We start from the raw sequence: 14,783 nt of genomic DNA, 5'->3' as shown, positions 1-14,783 counted from the left end.
ACGATATGTCGGCGGTTCGCGATTACTGGCTGTTGGCTTCCAGGTACTGAGCGCGCACCTCGGCAGAAACACGACCCCGAACCGATACCGGAACGGCGTTCTCGTGCGCCCACGCCCGCACGGTTGCGGCATCGGGACCAGCAGCCCTACCCCGGGAGGCGGTGCGCGGAGACCCACTGGAGGGCGCCTTCACCTGACGCCCGACGGAGACGAACTCGGCCAGCGCCTTGCGGAGGGCCTTTGCGTTCTTGAGGCTGAGGTCGATTTCGTAGCCGACCCCGTCGACGCCGAAGGAGACGGTCTCCACGGCTTTGCCGCCGTCGAGATCATCGAGGAGTTTGACATTGGTGACCTGAGCCATGACGAGGCCTTTCGACTCGAATGAACGTGAGACAACCATCATGGCGCATGCAAGTCGGAAAAATCACAACAAACCCGGGTTTGCCGCCTGAAATATGGCTCTTGTGACGTTCTCGTGGGTGGTTTGACCCCTGGTTGTGGGCGACACACCGGGCTGCGTATAGGTTCTGGCTTATCTAGGGTCAGTCACTATCCAGGAGCACGGTGTGCGCGGTGTAACGATATGGCGAAAGCTGCTCGGTGTCGAGCAACTGCAGGTGTGCGATGTGGCGTGGGAGGAGGCCGACGACCGGCAGGTGCTGGTCGTTTCGGTGCGTGCGACGAAGGGCGCCCGGAGTAGGTGCAGTCGATGCCGGCGTAGACGGCCGGGCTATGACCAGGGCGGCGGAACCCGGCGGTGGCGGTCGCTGGACTGGGGGTCGACGATGGTATTCCTGCAGGCTGCGGCTCCGCGGGTGAACTGCCGGACGCACGGGGTGGTCGTCGCGGCGGTGCCGTGGGCCCGACCCGGCGCGCGGGCAACCCGAGCGTTTGAGGACCAGTGCGCGTGGTTGGCGGCGCACACCGCTTCGTCGGTGGTGGCGCAGTTGATGCGGACGTCGTGGCGGCACGTGAGCGCAATCATCGAGCACGTCGTCGCCGACGGTTTGGCCGGCCGGGACGTGCTCGCGGGGCTGCAGCGGATCGGCATCGATGAAATCTCCCACCGCAAAGGCCAGCGGTATCTGACGTGCGTGGTCGATCAAGACTCCGGCAGATTGGTGTGGGCCGCACCGGGCCGCAACAGCGACACCCTGGGTCGGTTCTTCGACGAGCTCGGCCCAGAACGGGCGGCGGCGTTGACGCACGTCTCGGCCGACGGGGCGCAGTGGATCCACGACACCGTGACGGCCCGCGCGCCGCAGGCGGTGCTGGGATTGGATCCGTTTCATATCGTGGGGTGGGCCACCCGGGAGTTGGACAAGGTCCGTCGTCAGACGTGGAACACGCTGCGGGGTAGGAGTAGCTCTGCGCAGGCGTCGTCGGTGAAGGGCAGCCGCTGGGCATTGCTGAAAAACCCGGCGGACCTGTCCCCGGAGCAACGCGGGTCCCTCGCCTCGATCGCCCAGACCAACCGGCATCTGTATCGGGCGTATCTGCTGAAGGAGCAACTGCGCGCGGTGTTCCAGGTCAAGGGCCAGGCCGGCCGTGAACTGTTGGCCGGCTGGATCGCCTGGGCCCGCCGCTCCCAACTGCCCGGGTTCATCGCCCTGGCCGCAACGTTGAAGCGGTTCCAGCAGCTGATTTGGAACACCCTGATCCACCACATGAGCAACGCCCAATCCGAGGCCACCAACACCCACCTACGGGCCTTGACCCGCAGGTCGTACGGCTTTCACAGCCCAGAAGCGTTGATAGCCATGGCAATGCTCACCCGCGGCGGGTTATGCCCGCCGCTTCCCGGACGCTAAACCACCCACGAAAACGTCAGGAGACCCTGAAATATATCGATAGTGCGTCTGCGGGGCCTCGTCCACCAGACCGCACTGCGACGTGAGAGGTGTTTCGGTCACTACAGGTGAGCTGGTGCATCGACGACTTCGAACGAAGCGACACGGAACCCCGGACGCTTTCCCGCGACAGCCGACCCGTACCGGAATCGGTGACGGTATCCAGAGCCGTGGATTTGCCCGGTCGAACATCCGCGGGCAGAGATTATGCAGCGGATTCTGGCCGGACTTTGGCAGGATTTTGGCAGAGTTCGGCCGCGTTCGTCCACCCTTCTGCAAAGTGCGGCGATGATACAAGAGTTGCGCGGTCGTCAACGATTAACGCATCAAAGTTAGGCTCTTGTGACGTTCTCGTGGGTGGTTTGACCCCTGGTTGTGGGCGACACACCGGGCTGCGTATAGGTTCTGGCTTATCTAGGGTCAGTCACTATCCAGGAGCACGGTGTGCGCGGTGTAACGATATGGCGAAAGCTGCTCGGTGTCGAGCAACTGCAGGTGTGCGATGTGGCGTGGGAGGAGGCCGACGACCGGCAGGTGCTGGTCGTTTCGGTGCGTGCGACGAAGGGCGCCCGGAGCAGGTGCAGTCGATGCCGGCGTAGACGGCCGGGCTATGACCAGGGCGGCGGAACCCGGCGGTGGCGGTCGCTGGACTGGGGGTCGACGATGGTATTCCTGCAGGCTGCGGCTCCGCGGGTGAACTGCCGGACGCACGGGGTGGTCGTCGCGGCGGTGCCGTGGGCCCGACCCGGCGCGCGGGCAACCCGAGCGTTTGAAGACCAGTGCGCGTGGTTGGCGGCGCACACCGCTTCGTCGGTGGTGGCGCAGTTGATGCGGACGTCGTGGCGGCACGTGAGCGCAATCATCGAGCACGTCGTCGCCGACGGTTTGGCCGGCCGGGACGTGCTCGCGGGGCTGCAGCGGATCGGCATCGATGAAATCTCCCACCGCAAAGGCCAGCGGTATCTGACGTGCGTGGTCGATCAAGACTCCGGCAGATTGGTGTGGGCCGCACCGGGCCGCAACAGCGACACCCTGGGTCGGTTCTTCGACCAACTCGGCCCAGAACGGGCGGCGGCGTTGACGCACGTCTCGGCCGACGGGGCGCAGTGGATCCACGACACCGTGACGGCCCGCGCGCCGCAGGCGGTGCTGGGATTGGATCCGTTTCATATCGTGGGGTGGGCCACCCGGGAGTTGGACAAGGTCCGTCGTCAGACGTGGAACACGCTGCGGGGTAACAGTAGCTCTGCGCAGGCGTCGTCGGTGAAGGGCAGCCGCTGGGCATTGCTGAAAAACCCGGCGGACCTGTCCCCGGAGCAACGCGGGTCGGTCACCTCGATCGCCCAGACCAACCGGCATCTGTATCGGGCGTATCTGCTGAAGGAGCAACTGCGCGCGGTGTTCCAGGTCAAGGGCCAGGCCGGCCGTGAACTGCTGGCCGGCTGGATCGCCTGGGCCCGCCGCTCCCAACTGCCCGGGTTCATCGCCCTGGCCGCAACGTTGAAGCGGTTCCAGCAGCTGATTTGGAACACCCTGATCCACCACATGAGCAACGCCCAATCCGAGGCCACCAACACCCACCTACGGGCCTTGACCCGCAGGTCGTACGGCTTTCACAGCCCAGAAGCGTTGATAGCCATGGCAATGCTCACCCGCGGCGGGTTATGCCCGCCGCTACCAGGCCGCTAAACCACCCACGAAAACGTCAGGAGACCCCAAAGTTAGGCCGAATGGCCGCAATGGCGGCCGACCACCGATGACGGTCGAAGGGCGCAGATGTGGCCGCACAAGCCGAGAACTGCCTGCCCGCAACGAAAGTCCTCAGATCAAGCGGTAGACGACGACCACCGGTTCCCGGATGACTCGCCCACGATCGAGGAAACCCACCGATTCGGTTTCGGCGACGGTGTTGTGCAGCAATGGGTCCGACGTGGGTTCGACGCCCCCGGCCTCGTGTGCGATCGGATCGAATACCTCTCCGTCGGGTCGGACGACCTCGACCCCGACACCGGCGAGCCCGACCGAGAGGCGCTCCCACACGCCGGCGCTGCGCGCGCGATCCCAGGCGTAGATCAGCAGGTCGAGCAACAGCCGTCGTTCCACCGACGGATCGGAATCCATCATGAGTTCGGTGTCCTGGTCTTGATGTCGGAGATCCCGGCCTCACCGGAGATCCCGGCCTCGCCGGAGACCCCGGCCCCGGAGACCCCGGCCTCGCCGGAGATCCCGTCCCCGGAGACCCCGTCGCCCGAGTACGCGTCGCCGACGTAGGCGCCGGCCCGGCCGTCGGTCGGCCCGGCGTCCGGTCGGGCACTCATCTCGGTCCCTCCCCGGGCCGGCCCTGCCCGAACGGCGGATCGGGCTGACGGAATTGCGGCAGTGGTGCGGTGCCGACGGCCAGGGCCCCGACCGGTCGAGACGGTGGATCACCCCTGAGCTCCTGCCACATCAGGAAGTAGGCCCGGTGCACGACGTGCGCCACCCGGCTCTGCGCCGGCGTGGCGCCGAACGAGGCGAACGAACGCCACCAGCCCGCCCGTTCCAGCGCGGTCGCCTGCAGTTGCTCGACGGGGACCCCCGGCAGGCCGAGCTGGTCGGCGGGGCGCACCGATCCGCCGACCCGGAGGATCTCGGCCGTCAGATCGTTCGGCATCGGGACCGTACCGGTACTGACCAGGGTCAATGCCTCCAGCAACCGGAGCTGGTGAGCCTCCGGCCGCTGGAGCAGCAGCTCGATCGCATCGTGCACGCGCTGGCGTTCGGCCCAATCACCGGAGGACGCGGCCAGAGCCGCCATCGCGGCCAGTGCCGCCGAGGCCTTGATCCCGTCGGCCCGGGAGCGGAACACCTCACCCAGCCTCCGGCGCAGCTCGGTGAATCCGGATTCCTCCAGCAGCCGGCGGCGCAGTTCACCCGCCGAGATCGCCGGCTCGGCCCGCAGGATTCGGACCGCCTCGCTGATGCCGTAGAGGTCCAGCAGTTGCAGCAGCCGCACCCTGGTGCGGCGGTCGAGGGGTGCATCCATCTCGGTGAACAGGTCACCGGCCATCGTCATGGCGCCGAACAGGGCGGGATCGACACCGGTCAACAGGCGCAGGGCCTCGGCGTCAGCGGCGGTGAACGCGCCGGTCTCCGCTGTCTCGGCGAGCAACCCGATGACGGGCAACACGTCCGCCACCCGCGGCCGGAGGAGGTCGGCCTGGCTGCGGGCCAGGATGCGGGCTGCCTCCCGGATGCTGCCGCCGGCGCCCTGCACCGAATCGGCGACCACGGTGTCGGCTTTGTTCAGCACCGCGAGCGCGTTGACCGGGCCGGCGTCACGGGACGCGGTGGCGGCGGTGAAGGCGGCCAGCACCAGCGCGTCGTCGGCCCGGACCGACTGGGTGAACACGTAGACGACCGCCTCGGCTCCGGCGACCGCGAACCGGGAGGTCGCATCGAGGGACGACGGGTCCTGAGCGGCCGACCCGTCGACATCGGCCGGCAGTCGCGACGCACCCAGCAACGCCTCCGTCCGGGAGACCGAGGCCGAATCCAACGATCCGAGACCGGGGGTGTCGATGACGGTGATGTCGGCCAGCAGCGCGCTGGTCAGGTAGGCCTCGAGGTGCGAGACGCCGACCAGGTCGATCCCGAGATCGGCCGGGATCCCGCCGTCCGGAGCGAACGGCAGCGTCGACCGCCGGCCGTCCCGGAACACCACCTCGATGCGATCCACCGTCCCGTACTGGAACCGGGTCACCAGGCGGGTGCACTCACCGACGTCGGTCGGTGCGACCCGCCGCCCGATCAAGGCGTTGACCAGGGTCGACTTTCCCGACTTGATCCGCCCGGCCACCGCCAGCTGCAACGGCGTGTCCAGTCGCCTCAGCACCTCGCCGACGCCGGCCGCCGTCCGCGGCGAGACCTGCGGCAGGAGGGCGGTGCACATACCGCCGACCGCCTTGGACAACGGACCCTGCATCGGTGTTCCTTCCCGCGGAGTTCCTGACCGCGACCTGCTCCAGCCGATGAGCAGACCGCCCGGCTGTGCTCGTGTGCGCCCGTGCCTACCCGGGCGATCAGTTGCGTGGCTTGTAGTTCGCCACCCAGTAGCTGTTGAGAGCGGACTGGGAGGCGAGGGGCAGCGAGACCACGATGCCCACGTACGGCCGGCCCGTCGACGTCCAGGCCAGCACCGAGGCGCCCTGCGTGGGGTCGCTGGGATTCTGCCCGAAGGTCGGCAGGTCGCTCGCGGTGATCACCCGGCCACCCGCGCCGTTGGTGAACTTGACGTCGCTGTCCTGCTTGTAGCCACCGAACCGGTCCGCGACCTTGGCCTTGTACATATCGCTCAGGTATCGGTCGGCGGCGGCCGGGGTCTTCACCGTCATCACGTAGACCAGCACGGATCCGTAGAGATTGCCCTCGTCCGCGGTGGCCACGGCGCATCGCACCGCCCGACTGACCTTGAACCCCGCCGAGGCGGCGATCTCCGGCGCGCCGTTGAACGTGGAGGTGTACTCCGAGCACTGCGTCAGGCGGTCCACGTTGTTGCTCATGAACGCGACCTCACCCGCGGTGAACGCTTTGCCGGGCCCCAGACCGGTCGCGGCGACCACGCTGCCGGTCGAGGTGGCAGCCGTCGCCGGTCCCACGGACGCGGCCGTTGCCGGCGTCGGCCCGGCGGCTGAGGCAGCGGTCGGGCCGGCCGCCGTTGCAGAGGTCGGGTGGCCGGCAGCCGGGCCGGCGGCCGGCCCGGAGGCCTGGGTGGAGCCGAACGGCCGGACGATCAGCAGGACCGCACCCGCGAGGACCAGCACGACCAGGGCGCCGGCCAGCAGCAGGCGCCGCCGCCCTCCACGATCGGCTGACGGGGGGATCACGTCCGGAGAGACCGGCGAACCCGCCGATCCGGATCGGACGGAGTGCGTCGGGCCGGTGGACGCAGCGTTCCCCCCCGGCGGTGAGGGGGCCGCCCCCGACGGCAGAGGTGGGGCATGCGGCCCGGTCGGCGAACCGGCCGGCCGGCCGGCGAACGGCGACGACCGGTCCGCGAGCCCCACAGTCCGGTTGCTCGCACGATTCACCGGGACCAGCAGGGCTCCGAGGGCGACCGCGGTCTCCGGCTGGTCCAGCGCGACCGGCGTCACGTGCAGGCGGTCCTGGATCAGGCCGGCCACCAGCGGGATCCGGGAGGACCCACCCACCAGGAAGATCCCCCCGAGCCGCTCCGGGGCAAGGCCCGCGGTCTTCAGCACCGTCGAGAGCACCTCGATGGACCGCAGCAGGTTGGGCCGGATCAGACCTTCGAACTCGGTCCTCGTCAGGTGCGCGTCGACGAACGGATCGGGTAGCGAGACATCCGTCTGCGGGTAGCGGGACAGGGCTTCCTTGGCCGCCCTGACGTCGTCGGCGAGCGCCCTGGCCGCACGCCGGGACGCCGAGTCCACCGGCCGGAGGATCTGCTGCCACCGTCCGGGATCCGTCGAGGAGGTGCTCCTGCCGACCTGGTCCAGGATGGCCTGGTCGAAATCCAGGCCGCCGAGATCGGGCAGACCGGCCTCGGCCAGCACGTGGAACTCCGCCTGGGCCGGACCGGCCCGCGACGCCGGACCGGCGGAGGACGGGGCGCCGCCCTGCGTCCGGCCCACGATCGCGATGTCGAAGGTGCCCCCGCCGAGGTCGTAGACGGCGACGGTGCCGCCGGGCGGCAGGGCGCGACCCGGCAGCCGGGTGAACTGGGCCGCTGCTGCCACCGGTTCCGGGATCAGCAGCAGGTTGGTCCCCAGACCGGCCGCCCTTGCTGCGGCGACCAGCACGTTCTGCCTGATGGCGCCCCACTGCGCCGGGTGCGTCAGGCGGACCTCGTCCGGAGCTGCCCCCCCGAGCTGACGTCGCACCTCGGTGGCGACCACCCGCAGCACGGCGGCGATGACGTCCACCACCGGCACCACCCGGTCACCGAGCAGGATCTCGCCGTCGTCGACCCGGCGTTTGGGATTGGGCTCGTACCTGGCCGGATCGAGCCTGGCCTGCCGCTGGGCGTCACGTCCGACGATGTACTGCCCGTCCGCCCCCAGGAAGACGGCCGACGGGAGCAGGGGTGAGGTGTCGAAGCTGACCGTCCGCGGCGCCTGGCCGTCGACCAGCAGTGCCGCCACCGTGTTCGAGGTCCCGAAATCGATGGCCAGCAGCCGCATCACCCACCTGCCGTTCCCGGGGCTGCCCCCTGATGTCCGCTGTCCTTGGTCACATCGTCACACGGCGCGTCCGCGCGCCTGATCCGAACGAGAACGATCGACGTGAGATTCAACCCCACCACCGCTGGACCGTCTGGATCACCCTGAACAGCAGCACGAGTCCGGGCACCAGGGCCAGCATGGCGACCAGTTCCAGTCGTTCCAGGTTGCGTTGCCACCGTGCGCCGGCCACTTCCCGGAGGGTCCGCAGTCCCGCGACGCCGGTCAGCGCACCTGCGACGACCAGCACCGACAGGGTGATCACCGCTGATCCTGCCGGGTCGGCCGAGAGCCACGACGGCGCGCGCAGGGCCAGCGCCACCATGACGACCACGGCCACCAGCAGCATCGGACCGACGTGCCGGGTGCGGGTGAACATGCGACTCCGCAGCGCGAAGATCAGGCCGCCAAGGGTCCCGAGAGCCGGCGCCGTCCAGGTCGCCGCGGTGCCGACGACCGGGGTGCGCAGGATGAGTATGGAGCAGGCGACCGCGCCGATCCCGACTGCGGCCCAGAGCATGCCACCGGCCGTCCCGAGCCCCCGCCGGACCGCGGTGGCGACCGCCTCGCGCGGGACCGGTTCACCGCGCTCGTCCGCGACCATCAGGTCGACCAGACCGGCACCGCCCAGAGCCGCCTGGCCGGCCAGACCGGCCAGCGAGACACCGACCAGCAGGCCGAGGCCGGCGGTCCGGTCCGGTGGCAGCCCGAGCCGCAGGCAGAAGATCGCAGCGACGGCAGCGGCCGCAGTCGCCGCGCCGGCCAGGACCACACCCGGTGTTCGCCGGACGAGGCCGGCCAGGACCAGCCCGATCGCGGCTGCCGCGATCAGGGCGAGCGGGAAACCGTTCCAGCGCAGTGCTTCCGAGAGTTCGTCGATCGGCCGCAGAGGCACGTCGACGACCCCGCCGGCCGCCCCGGGGACACCCGCGCCGTGTCCGCGCAGGCCGAACGCCGAGGGCCGGACGGCCACGAAGCCCAGCAGCAGAGTGGCAGCGGCCGGCACGGCGGCACAGGCGGCGAACCAGCCACCGCGGCCGGTGATGACACGGCCGACGGCCAGGGCCGCGACGACGACCACGGCGGGCGCGACCCAGCCGATCGGGGACGGGGCGTAGAGGCCGAAGACGACCGTCGCGGTCAGCATGACGGCGAGCAGTCGGGCCACCGCACTCCGCCGGGGCTCGCCGCTCCAGTTCGCGGCGCTGTCCTGGACCATCTCCGCGACGGTCGTCTCGACGTCGTCCACGAACGGCGGGGGCGGAGCGGCGGCCGCCTCGGTCAGGTACAGCTGACTGCCGTCCAGGACGCCGACCTCGTCGAGGGACCTGGAGGGGTCGATCGGTCCGAACTCGGGGGCGGCGAGCCGCCAGCGGACCGGCACCGCCGTGATCGGCACGGACAACAGCCTCAACACCGTTGGCATCTGCTCGGCCAGTGGCGTGTCGGCCGGGAGGGAGATGTCGATCTGCCGTCCGTCGCCGACGACGGTGACCCTGGTGAACCGGGTACCCATGCGCCTCCCCTGCCTGACCCGAACGGTGCGATGTCGGTGATGCCCTGCGGTCGTCGTGCTCCGGCGCTGCGGTCGTCGTGCTCCGGCGTGCGGTCACGAAGGGCCGGCGGAGAGCTGACTCCGTTGCGACCGGATCGGTTCCGCTGCCCCGCTCCGCTGGGGCTTGCCCCGGGACCGGTGCGGCCGCCCCGGACCGTTGCAGCGGTGGACCGGCGTCCTGGCGTCGGCTTCCCCGCCCCGGACGCCTGATCACGCCGAACCCGGACGGCTGTCGGTGACCCGCCGTACTCTAGGCGACGTCATCATGCGAACGCGTGATCGCTCGTCGGCCGGGGGGGGTGCGGGGGTGTCACAACGACTGATCCACCGACCGGCCCGCAGCCGGACGGAACCGATCGACCTGCGGCCGGTCGAACTGCTCTCGCCGCCTACGCTGCCAGATGCGGCGGCCGGGCTGCAGGGCGTCATGCAGATCATGATGCCGATCATGGGCGGGGCCGGGTCCCTGATCATGATCGTGGCCAACCGCAATCCGGTGATGCTGATCGCCGGCGGCATCATGCTGGCCGCGACCGTCATCGGCGCGATCGTGATGTTCGTCGCGCAGCGCACAGGTGCCGGCAAAAGGGCCAACGACCTGCGGCGACGCTATCTCGACTATCTCGACCGGGTACGCGGCGACCTGGCCGAATCGGTGCGGGCGCAGCGCGCCCTCGCACTGCACCACCATCCCGATCCGGCAATGCTCCCCGAACTCGTGCGTGATCCGTTGCGTCTCTGGGAGCGCCGGCCGGGCGATCCCGACTTCCTGGTCGCGAGGATCGGCACCGGCGCCGGCCCCCTGTGGCAGCGGGTGGTCGCGCCGCTGGACCGCGATCCACTGGCCGAACCGGACGTCGTGGTCGCGGCCGCCGTCCTGCGGATCGTCGAGCGGGACCGGATCGTGAAAGGCATGCCGATCGGGCTGCCGGTCAGCGGACGGGTCTCGGTGGTCGGCCCGTCCGGCGCGGCCCGGCAGGTGCTGACGGCGGCGCTCGCCCAGCTGGCGGCCTGGCACGGCCCTGGTGAGCTGCGCATCTACAGCTGCGTGCCCCGGCGGTCGGCCGGCTGGCTCGGCTGGCTCAAGTGGTTGCCGCACTCGCTCTCTGCGGACGAGTTCGACGGTGCCGCGCCGAAGCGGCTGGCCACCGAACACCCCGAGGCGCTCGCCCAGCTGCTCGGTCCGGAGATCTCCCGGCGCACCGGCGAGGCGATCAGAGCCGGCCGGTTCGGCCGCGCCGATCCGTCCAGATTCGGGCCGGCGCTCGTCGTGGTCATCGACCTCGGCGACCCCCGGCTCGATCTGTTCGCCGGTCTCCCGCCCGAGCTAGGGCCGGCCGACCTCGGCATCCACGTGATCACGCTCGCCGAATCCGTCCAGCAGGAACCGGAGCGGGTGGACGTCCGGCTGACCTGCCACGAGGGCGCTGTGCAGGTGCAGGATCTCCGGCCGCCGCGCGATGACGACGACCGGGCCGAAGCACGGACCAGAGCCGCCGGGGCGCGTTCGGGGGAACCGGACGCCATCTCGGCCTCCACCGTCAAGGCTCTGGTCCGGGAGCTGACGGCGGTCCGGCTGGTCGAGGAGACGTCCTCGGCCGCCCCGCTGGAAGCGGTGCTGGACCTCGGCGACCTGGTCGGCGTCCGGGACCCTGGACACTTCGACGTGTCGCAGACCTGGGCGCCCCGCGCGATGGTCGATTTCCTGCGGGTCCCGTTCGGCCTCGGACCGGCGGGCGAACGGGTGTACCTCGATCTGAAGGAGCCCGCACTGGGCGGGATAGGTCCGCACGGCCTCTGCGTCGGCGCCACCGGATCCGGCAAGTCCGAGGTGCTGCGCACGGTGGTGCTGACGATGGCGATGCTGCACCCGCCGGAGCGCCTCTCACTGGTGCTGGTCGACTACAAGGGCGGCGCGACCTTTGCGGGGTTGGAGCGCGCGCCGCACTGCGCAGCGATGATCTCGAACCTGTCCGACGACACCGGCCTGGTGGATCGACTGCACGACGCCCTGTTCGGGGAGATGAAACGACGCCAGCAGTTGCTCGCCGACGCCGGGAACCTGCCGAACGTCACCGAGTACAACCGTCGCCGGGACAGCGGCGACCCGCTGTGCGATCCGCCGCTGCCCAACCTCTTCGTGGTGATCGACGAGTTCGGTGAGCTGCTCACCGCCAAGCCCGATTTCATCGAGCTGTTCCTGGCCATCGGCCGGATCGGACGTTCGATCGGCGTCCATCTGCTGCTCGCCAGCCAGCGACTGGAGGAGGGGCGGCTGCGTGGGCTCGAATCCTTCCTGTCCTACCGCCTGGGGTTGCGCACCTTCAACGTCGGCGAGTCGCGCGCCGTGCTGGGCGTCGGCGACGCCTACGAGCTCCCGCCCATTCCCGGGTCGGGCTTCCTGAAGGTCGACACCACGCTGTTCCAACGGTTCAAGGCCGGCTACGTCTCCGGGGCCTACGTTCCGCCGGTGACGGGCGAGACCGTCGCGGACGCCGCGCCGGTACCGGCTCCCTTCCCGTTCTTCAACGACACCGCGGCCTACCTCGCCGCGATCGAGCCGGATCGGCCCGCTCCGGCGGTCGAGGTCGATGCACTCGCCCCGACCGTGCTCGACGTGGCCGTCGCGCAGTTGGCCGCGGCCGGGCGTCAGGTCACCCAGATCTGGCTGCCGCCGCTGCCCCACGAGCTCACCCTCGGAGCCGTGCTCGGCGAGCTCGTCACCGATCCCGTACTCGGGCTGCGCTTCGACGCCCGATCCGGGAACGCAACCACGACCCCGCAGTCGGCCGGCCCTCTCGTGGCACTCGTCGGACTGCTGGACAGGCCGGCCGAGCAGAAGCAGGAACCGTTGTCGCTCGACCTCGGTGCCTCCGGCGGTCACCTGGCGATCCTCGGGGCCCCGCAGACCGGGAAGTCCACTCTCCTGCGCACCCTGGTCGTGTCCACCGCCCTGTCCCACCAACCGGGCGAGGTCGCGTTCTACTGCCTCGACCTCGGGGGCGGCGCGCTCAGGATCCTGGACGGCCTGCCCCATGTCGCCGGCGTGGCCACCAGGCTCGACGGTGACCGGGTGCGCCGCACGGTGGCCGAGGTGGCCACCGCGATGGCCGAGCGCGAGGAGCTGTTCGGCCGGTTGGGCATCGACTCGGTCGAGGCCATGCGCGATCGATTCCGGCAGGGGCGTCTCACCGAACTGCAGGTCGCCGACATCTTCCTGGTGATCGACAACTTCCCGGTGCTGCGCAGCGATTTCGAGGACCTGGCCGACCTGGTCCAGGATCTGGGCACCCGCGGTCCCGGCTACGGCGTCCACCTGATCCTGACGGCCGGTCGCTGGTCGGACATCCGCATGCAACTGCAGGCGGCGATCGGGACCAAGATCGAGTTCCGGCTCAACGATCCGGGTGATTCGGTGGTCGGCCGCAAGCAGGCCGTCAACCTGCGGTCGGACAATCCCGGTCGGGCTCTGGTCGAGGGTGGGCTGCAGGCCCAGGTCTGCCTGCCGCATCTGGGCGGTGGGTCGACCCTGGAATCGCTGATCGCCTCGATCGCCTCGGCCTGGCCCGGTGACCCGGTCCCGGAGATCCGGATGCTGCCGACCCTGGTGGATCACGGCCGGCTGCTGCGGGCCGCCGGGACCAGGAGCGGCATCGTGATCGGCGTCGACGAGACCGATCTCAAACCCGTCGAACTCGACTGGCGCGGTGCCGACGCGCACCTGCTGGTGATCGGTGACGCAGAGTCCGGCAAGACGTCGCTGCTGAAGATGATCGTGCGGGATCTGGTGGGCCGGTACACCGACAACGAGGTGGTGTTCGCAGTGTTCGACATCCGTCGAACCCTGCTGGACGTGGTCCCCGAGGACTACCTCGGCGCCTACGCCGGGACCACCGCGACGGCGGCCGGGATGGCGGCCGGGGTGGCCGGCGAGCTCAAGGGGCGGCTGCCACCGGAGGACGTGACCGCGGCCGCTCTCCGCGCCCGCTCCTGGTGGCGCGGCCCGGAGATCTTCGTCGTCGTCGACGACTACGACCTGCTCTCCCCCGGCGGCTCGGGTCCGTTGGCCCCGTTCGTCGAGTTCCTCCCGCAGGCCAGGGACGTCGGATTCCACATGATCGTGGCGCGGCGTTCCGGCGGGGTGTCCCGCGCGCTCTACGAGCCGGTGCCGCAGCGGCTCCGCGAGGTCGGCGCCACCGGACTGCTGCTCTCCGGCGACCGTCAGGAGGGGGCGCTCTACCCGGGCGTGCACCTGTCGGTCCAGCCGCCCGGCCGCGGCACCCTGGTACGACGCGGCCGCAAGCCGACGTTGGTACAGCTGGCCTTCAGGCCGGAGGATTCGATCGACTGACCGGGTCGGAGACGGTCGTCAGCAGATCCAGGGCGCCGGTGAGCGACGCCCTGGACATCCGGCCGGGCCGCCCGTCACGCAGGGCACGGTCCCGTCGGAGCAGCACCCACCGGAGATCCTGCGGCCGCCACGACGGGACGAGCGACTTGCGGGCGACCAGCACCACGGACAGGTCGTGCTGACGGGGCCGCCCCGGGGTTGCGGCGAGCCAGCGACGCATGGCGGCCAGACGCTCCGGCGCCTCGGCGTCGGCGGGCAGCACCAGCAGGACGTGGTCGACCAGGTGCAGAACGGCGTGGAAGACCGGTTCGCCCCGGTCACTAGGGGTGTCGACGATCGTCAGGTCGGCCCGATGACGCAGCCGGGCCAGGGTCCGCTCGAGCACCTGTGGGGCAAAGCCGCCGGCCTCCGGCGGCAGTGCGAGCACCGGGACGGCCGCGCCCGGAGTGGCCGCCGCCCGGATCCGGCGCCGGGCCACCGCCTCGCCGTCCGGCACGGCGAGCAGAGCGGGCAGGCGCCCGTCGCCGGTTCCGCCCAGCAGCTGGGTGACCCCGCGGCCGGCACCGGGGCCGGGGGTGTTGGTCTCGATGACGACCACTCGGTTGCCGGTGTAGCCGGCTGCCGCCAGTGCCATCACGGCCGCGACGGTGCTGGTCCCGGAGCCGGGCTGTCGACCGATCAGTGCGACGGTCCGACCCCTGGCGCCGGCCGGTACCAGCGCACCGGCGCGTCGGAAAGACCCGACACCCATCGCGAGAGCGGGGCTCGCCGAGGCGAGCAGTTGCCTGATCTGCACACTCATCGCT

10 protein-coding genes are annotated in these 14,783 nt (G+C 70.4%); 3 read left to right on the top strand and 7 right to left on the bottom strand.

The features are described from left to right. Positions 1–22 precede the first annotated feature (22 nt). Entirely contained in the window at positions 23–361 is a 339-nt protein-coding gene (locus H7F38_RS06265) for an Lsr2 family protein (protein WP_187093328.1), read from the bottom strand. A 205-nt stretch (positions 362–566) separates the two neighbouring features. On the opposite strand from H7F38_RS06265, the gene H7F38_RS06260 reads away from it, so the two are divergent. Beyond that, complete coding sequence (locus H7F38_RS06260; RefSeq protein WP_187090721.1) at positions 567–1,811, top strand: ISL3 family transposase; 1,245 nt, start codon at positions 567–569, stop codon at positions 1,809–1,811. Between the two features lie 483 nt (positions 1,812–2,294). Next, positions 2,295–3,539 (top strand): ISL3 family transposase, encoded by a 1,245-nt coding sequence (locus tag H7F38_RS06255; protein ID WP_187093327.1) that lies wholly within the window; start codon positions 2,295–2,297, stop codon positions 3,537–3,539. Between the two features lie 132 nt (positions 3,540–3,671). Here the strand turns inward: H7F38_RS06255 and grpE are convergent, their stop codons facing one another. The 5 genes from grpE to eccD all read right to left on the bottom strand — a co-directional run bounded on the left by grpE (position 3,672) and on the right by eccD (position 9,587). After that, entirely contained in the window at positions 3,672–3,974 is a 303-nt protein-coding gene (gene grpE, locus H7F38_RS06250) for a nucleotide exchange factor GrpE (protein WP_187093326.1), read from the bottom strand. Continuing rightward, entirely contained in the window at positions 3,971–4,168 is a 198-nt protein-coding gene (locus H7F38_RS06245; RefSeq protein ID WP_187093325.1) for a hypothetical protein, read from the bottom strand. The genes grpE and H7F38_RS06245 overlap by 4 nt, the downstream gene beginning before the upstream one ends. Beyond that, entirely contained in the window at positions 4,165–5,814 is a 1,650-nt protein-coding gene (locus H7F38_RS06240) for a dynamin family protein (protein ID WP_187093324.1), read from the bottom strand. The genes H7F38_RS06245 and H7F38_RS06240 overlap by 4 nt, the downstream gene beginning before the upstream one ends. 97 nt (positions 5,815–5,911) lie before the next feature. Further along, positions 5,912–8,032, bottom strand: coding sequence for an Hsp70 family protein (locus H7F38_RS25495; protein WP_222618489.1), 2,121 nt, complete (start codon positions 8,030–8,032; stop codon positions 5,912–5,914). A 109-nt stretch (positions 8,033–8,141) separates the two neighbouring features. After that, positions 8,142–9,587, bottom strand: a complete 1,446-nt coding sequence (eccD, locus tag H7F38_RS06230) for a type VII secretion integral membrane protein EccD (RefSeq protein ID WP_187093323.1) — start codon at positions 9,585–9,587, stop codon at positions 8,142–8,144. Between the two features lie 346 nt (positions 9,588–9,933). Between eccD and eccCa the strand changes: the two genes are divergently transcribed. Beyond that, complete coding sequence (gene eccCa, locus H7F38_RS06225) at positions 9,934–13,977, top strand: type VII secretion protein EccCa (protein ID WP_187093322.1); 4,044 nt, start codon at positions 9,934–9,936, stop codon at positions 13,975–13,977. Here the strand turns inward: eccCa and H7F38_RS06220 are convergent. Further along, positions 13,952–14,779, bottom strand: a complete 828-nt coding sequence (locus tag H7F38_RS06220; RefSeq protein WP_187093321.1) for a hypothetical protein — start codon at positions 14,777–14,779, stop codon at positions 13,952–13,954. The genes eccCa and H7F38_RS06220 overlap by 26 nt on opposite strands. Positions 14,780–14,783 lie beyond the last annotated feature (4 nt).

The organism is Nakamurella sp. PAMC28650, assembly GCF_014303395.1.
Taxonomy (GTDB): Bacteria; Actinomycetota; Actinomycetes; order Mycobacteriales; family Nakamurellaceae; genus Nakamurella.
This window is presented reverse-complemented; position numbering and strand designations above follow the sequence as displayed.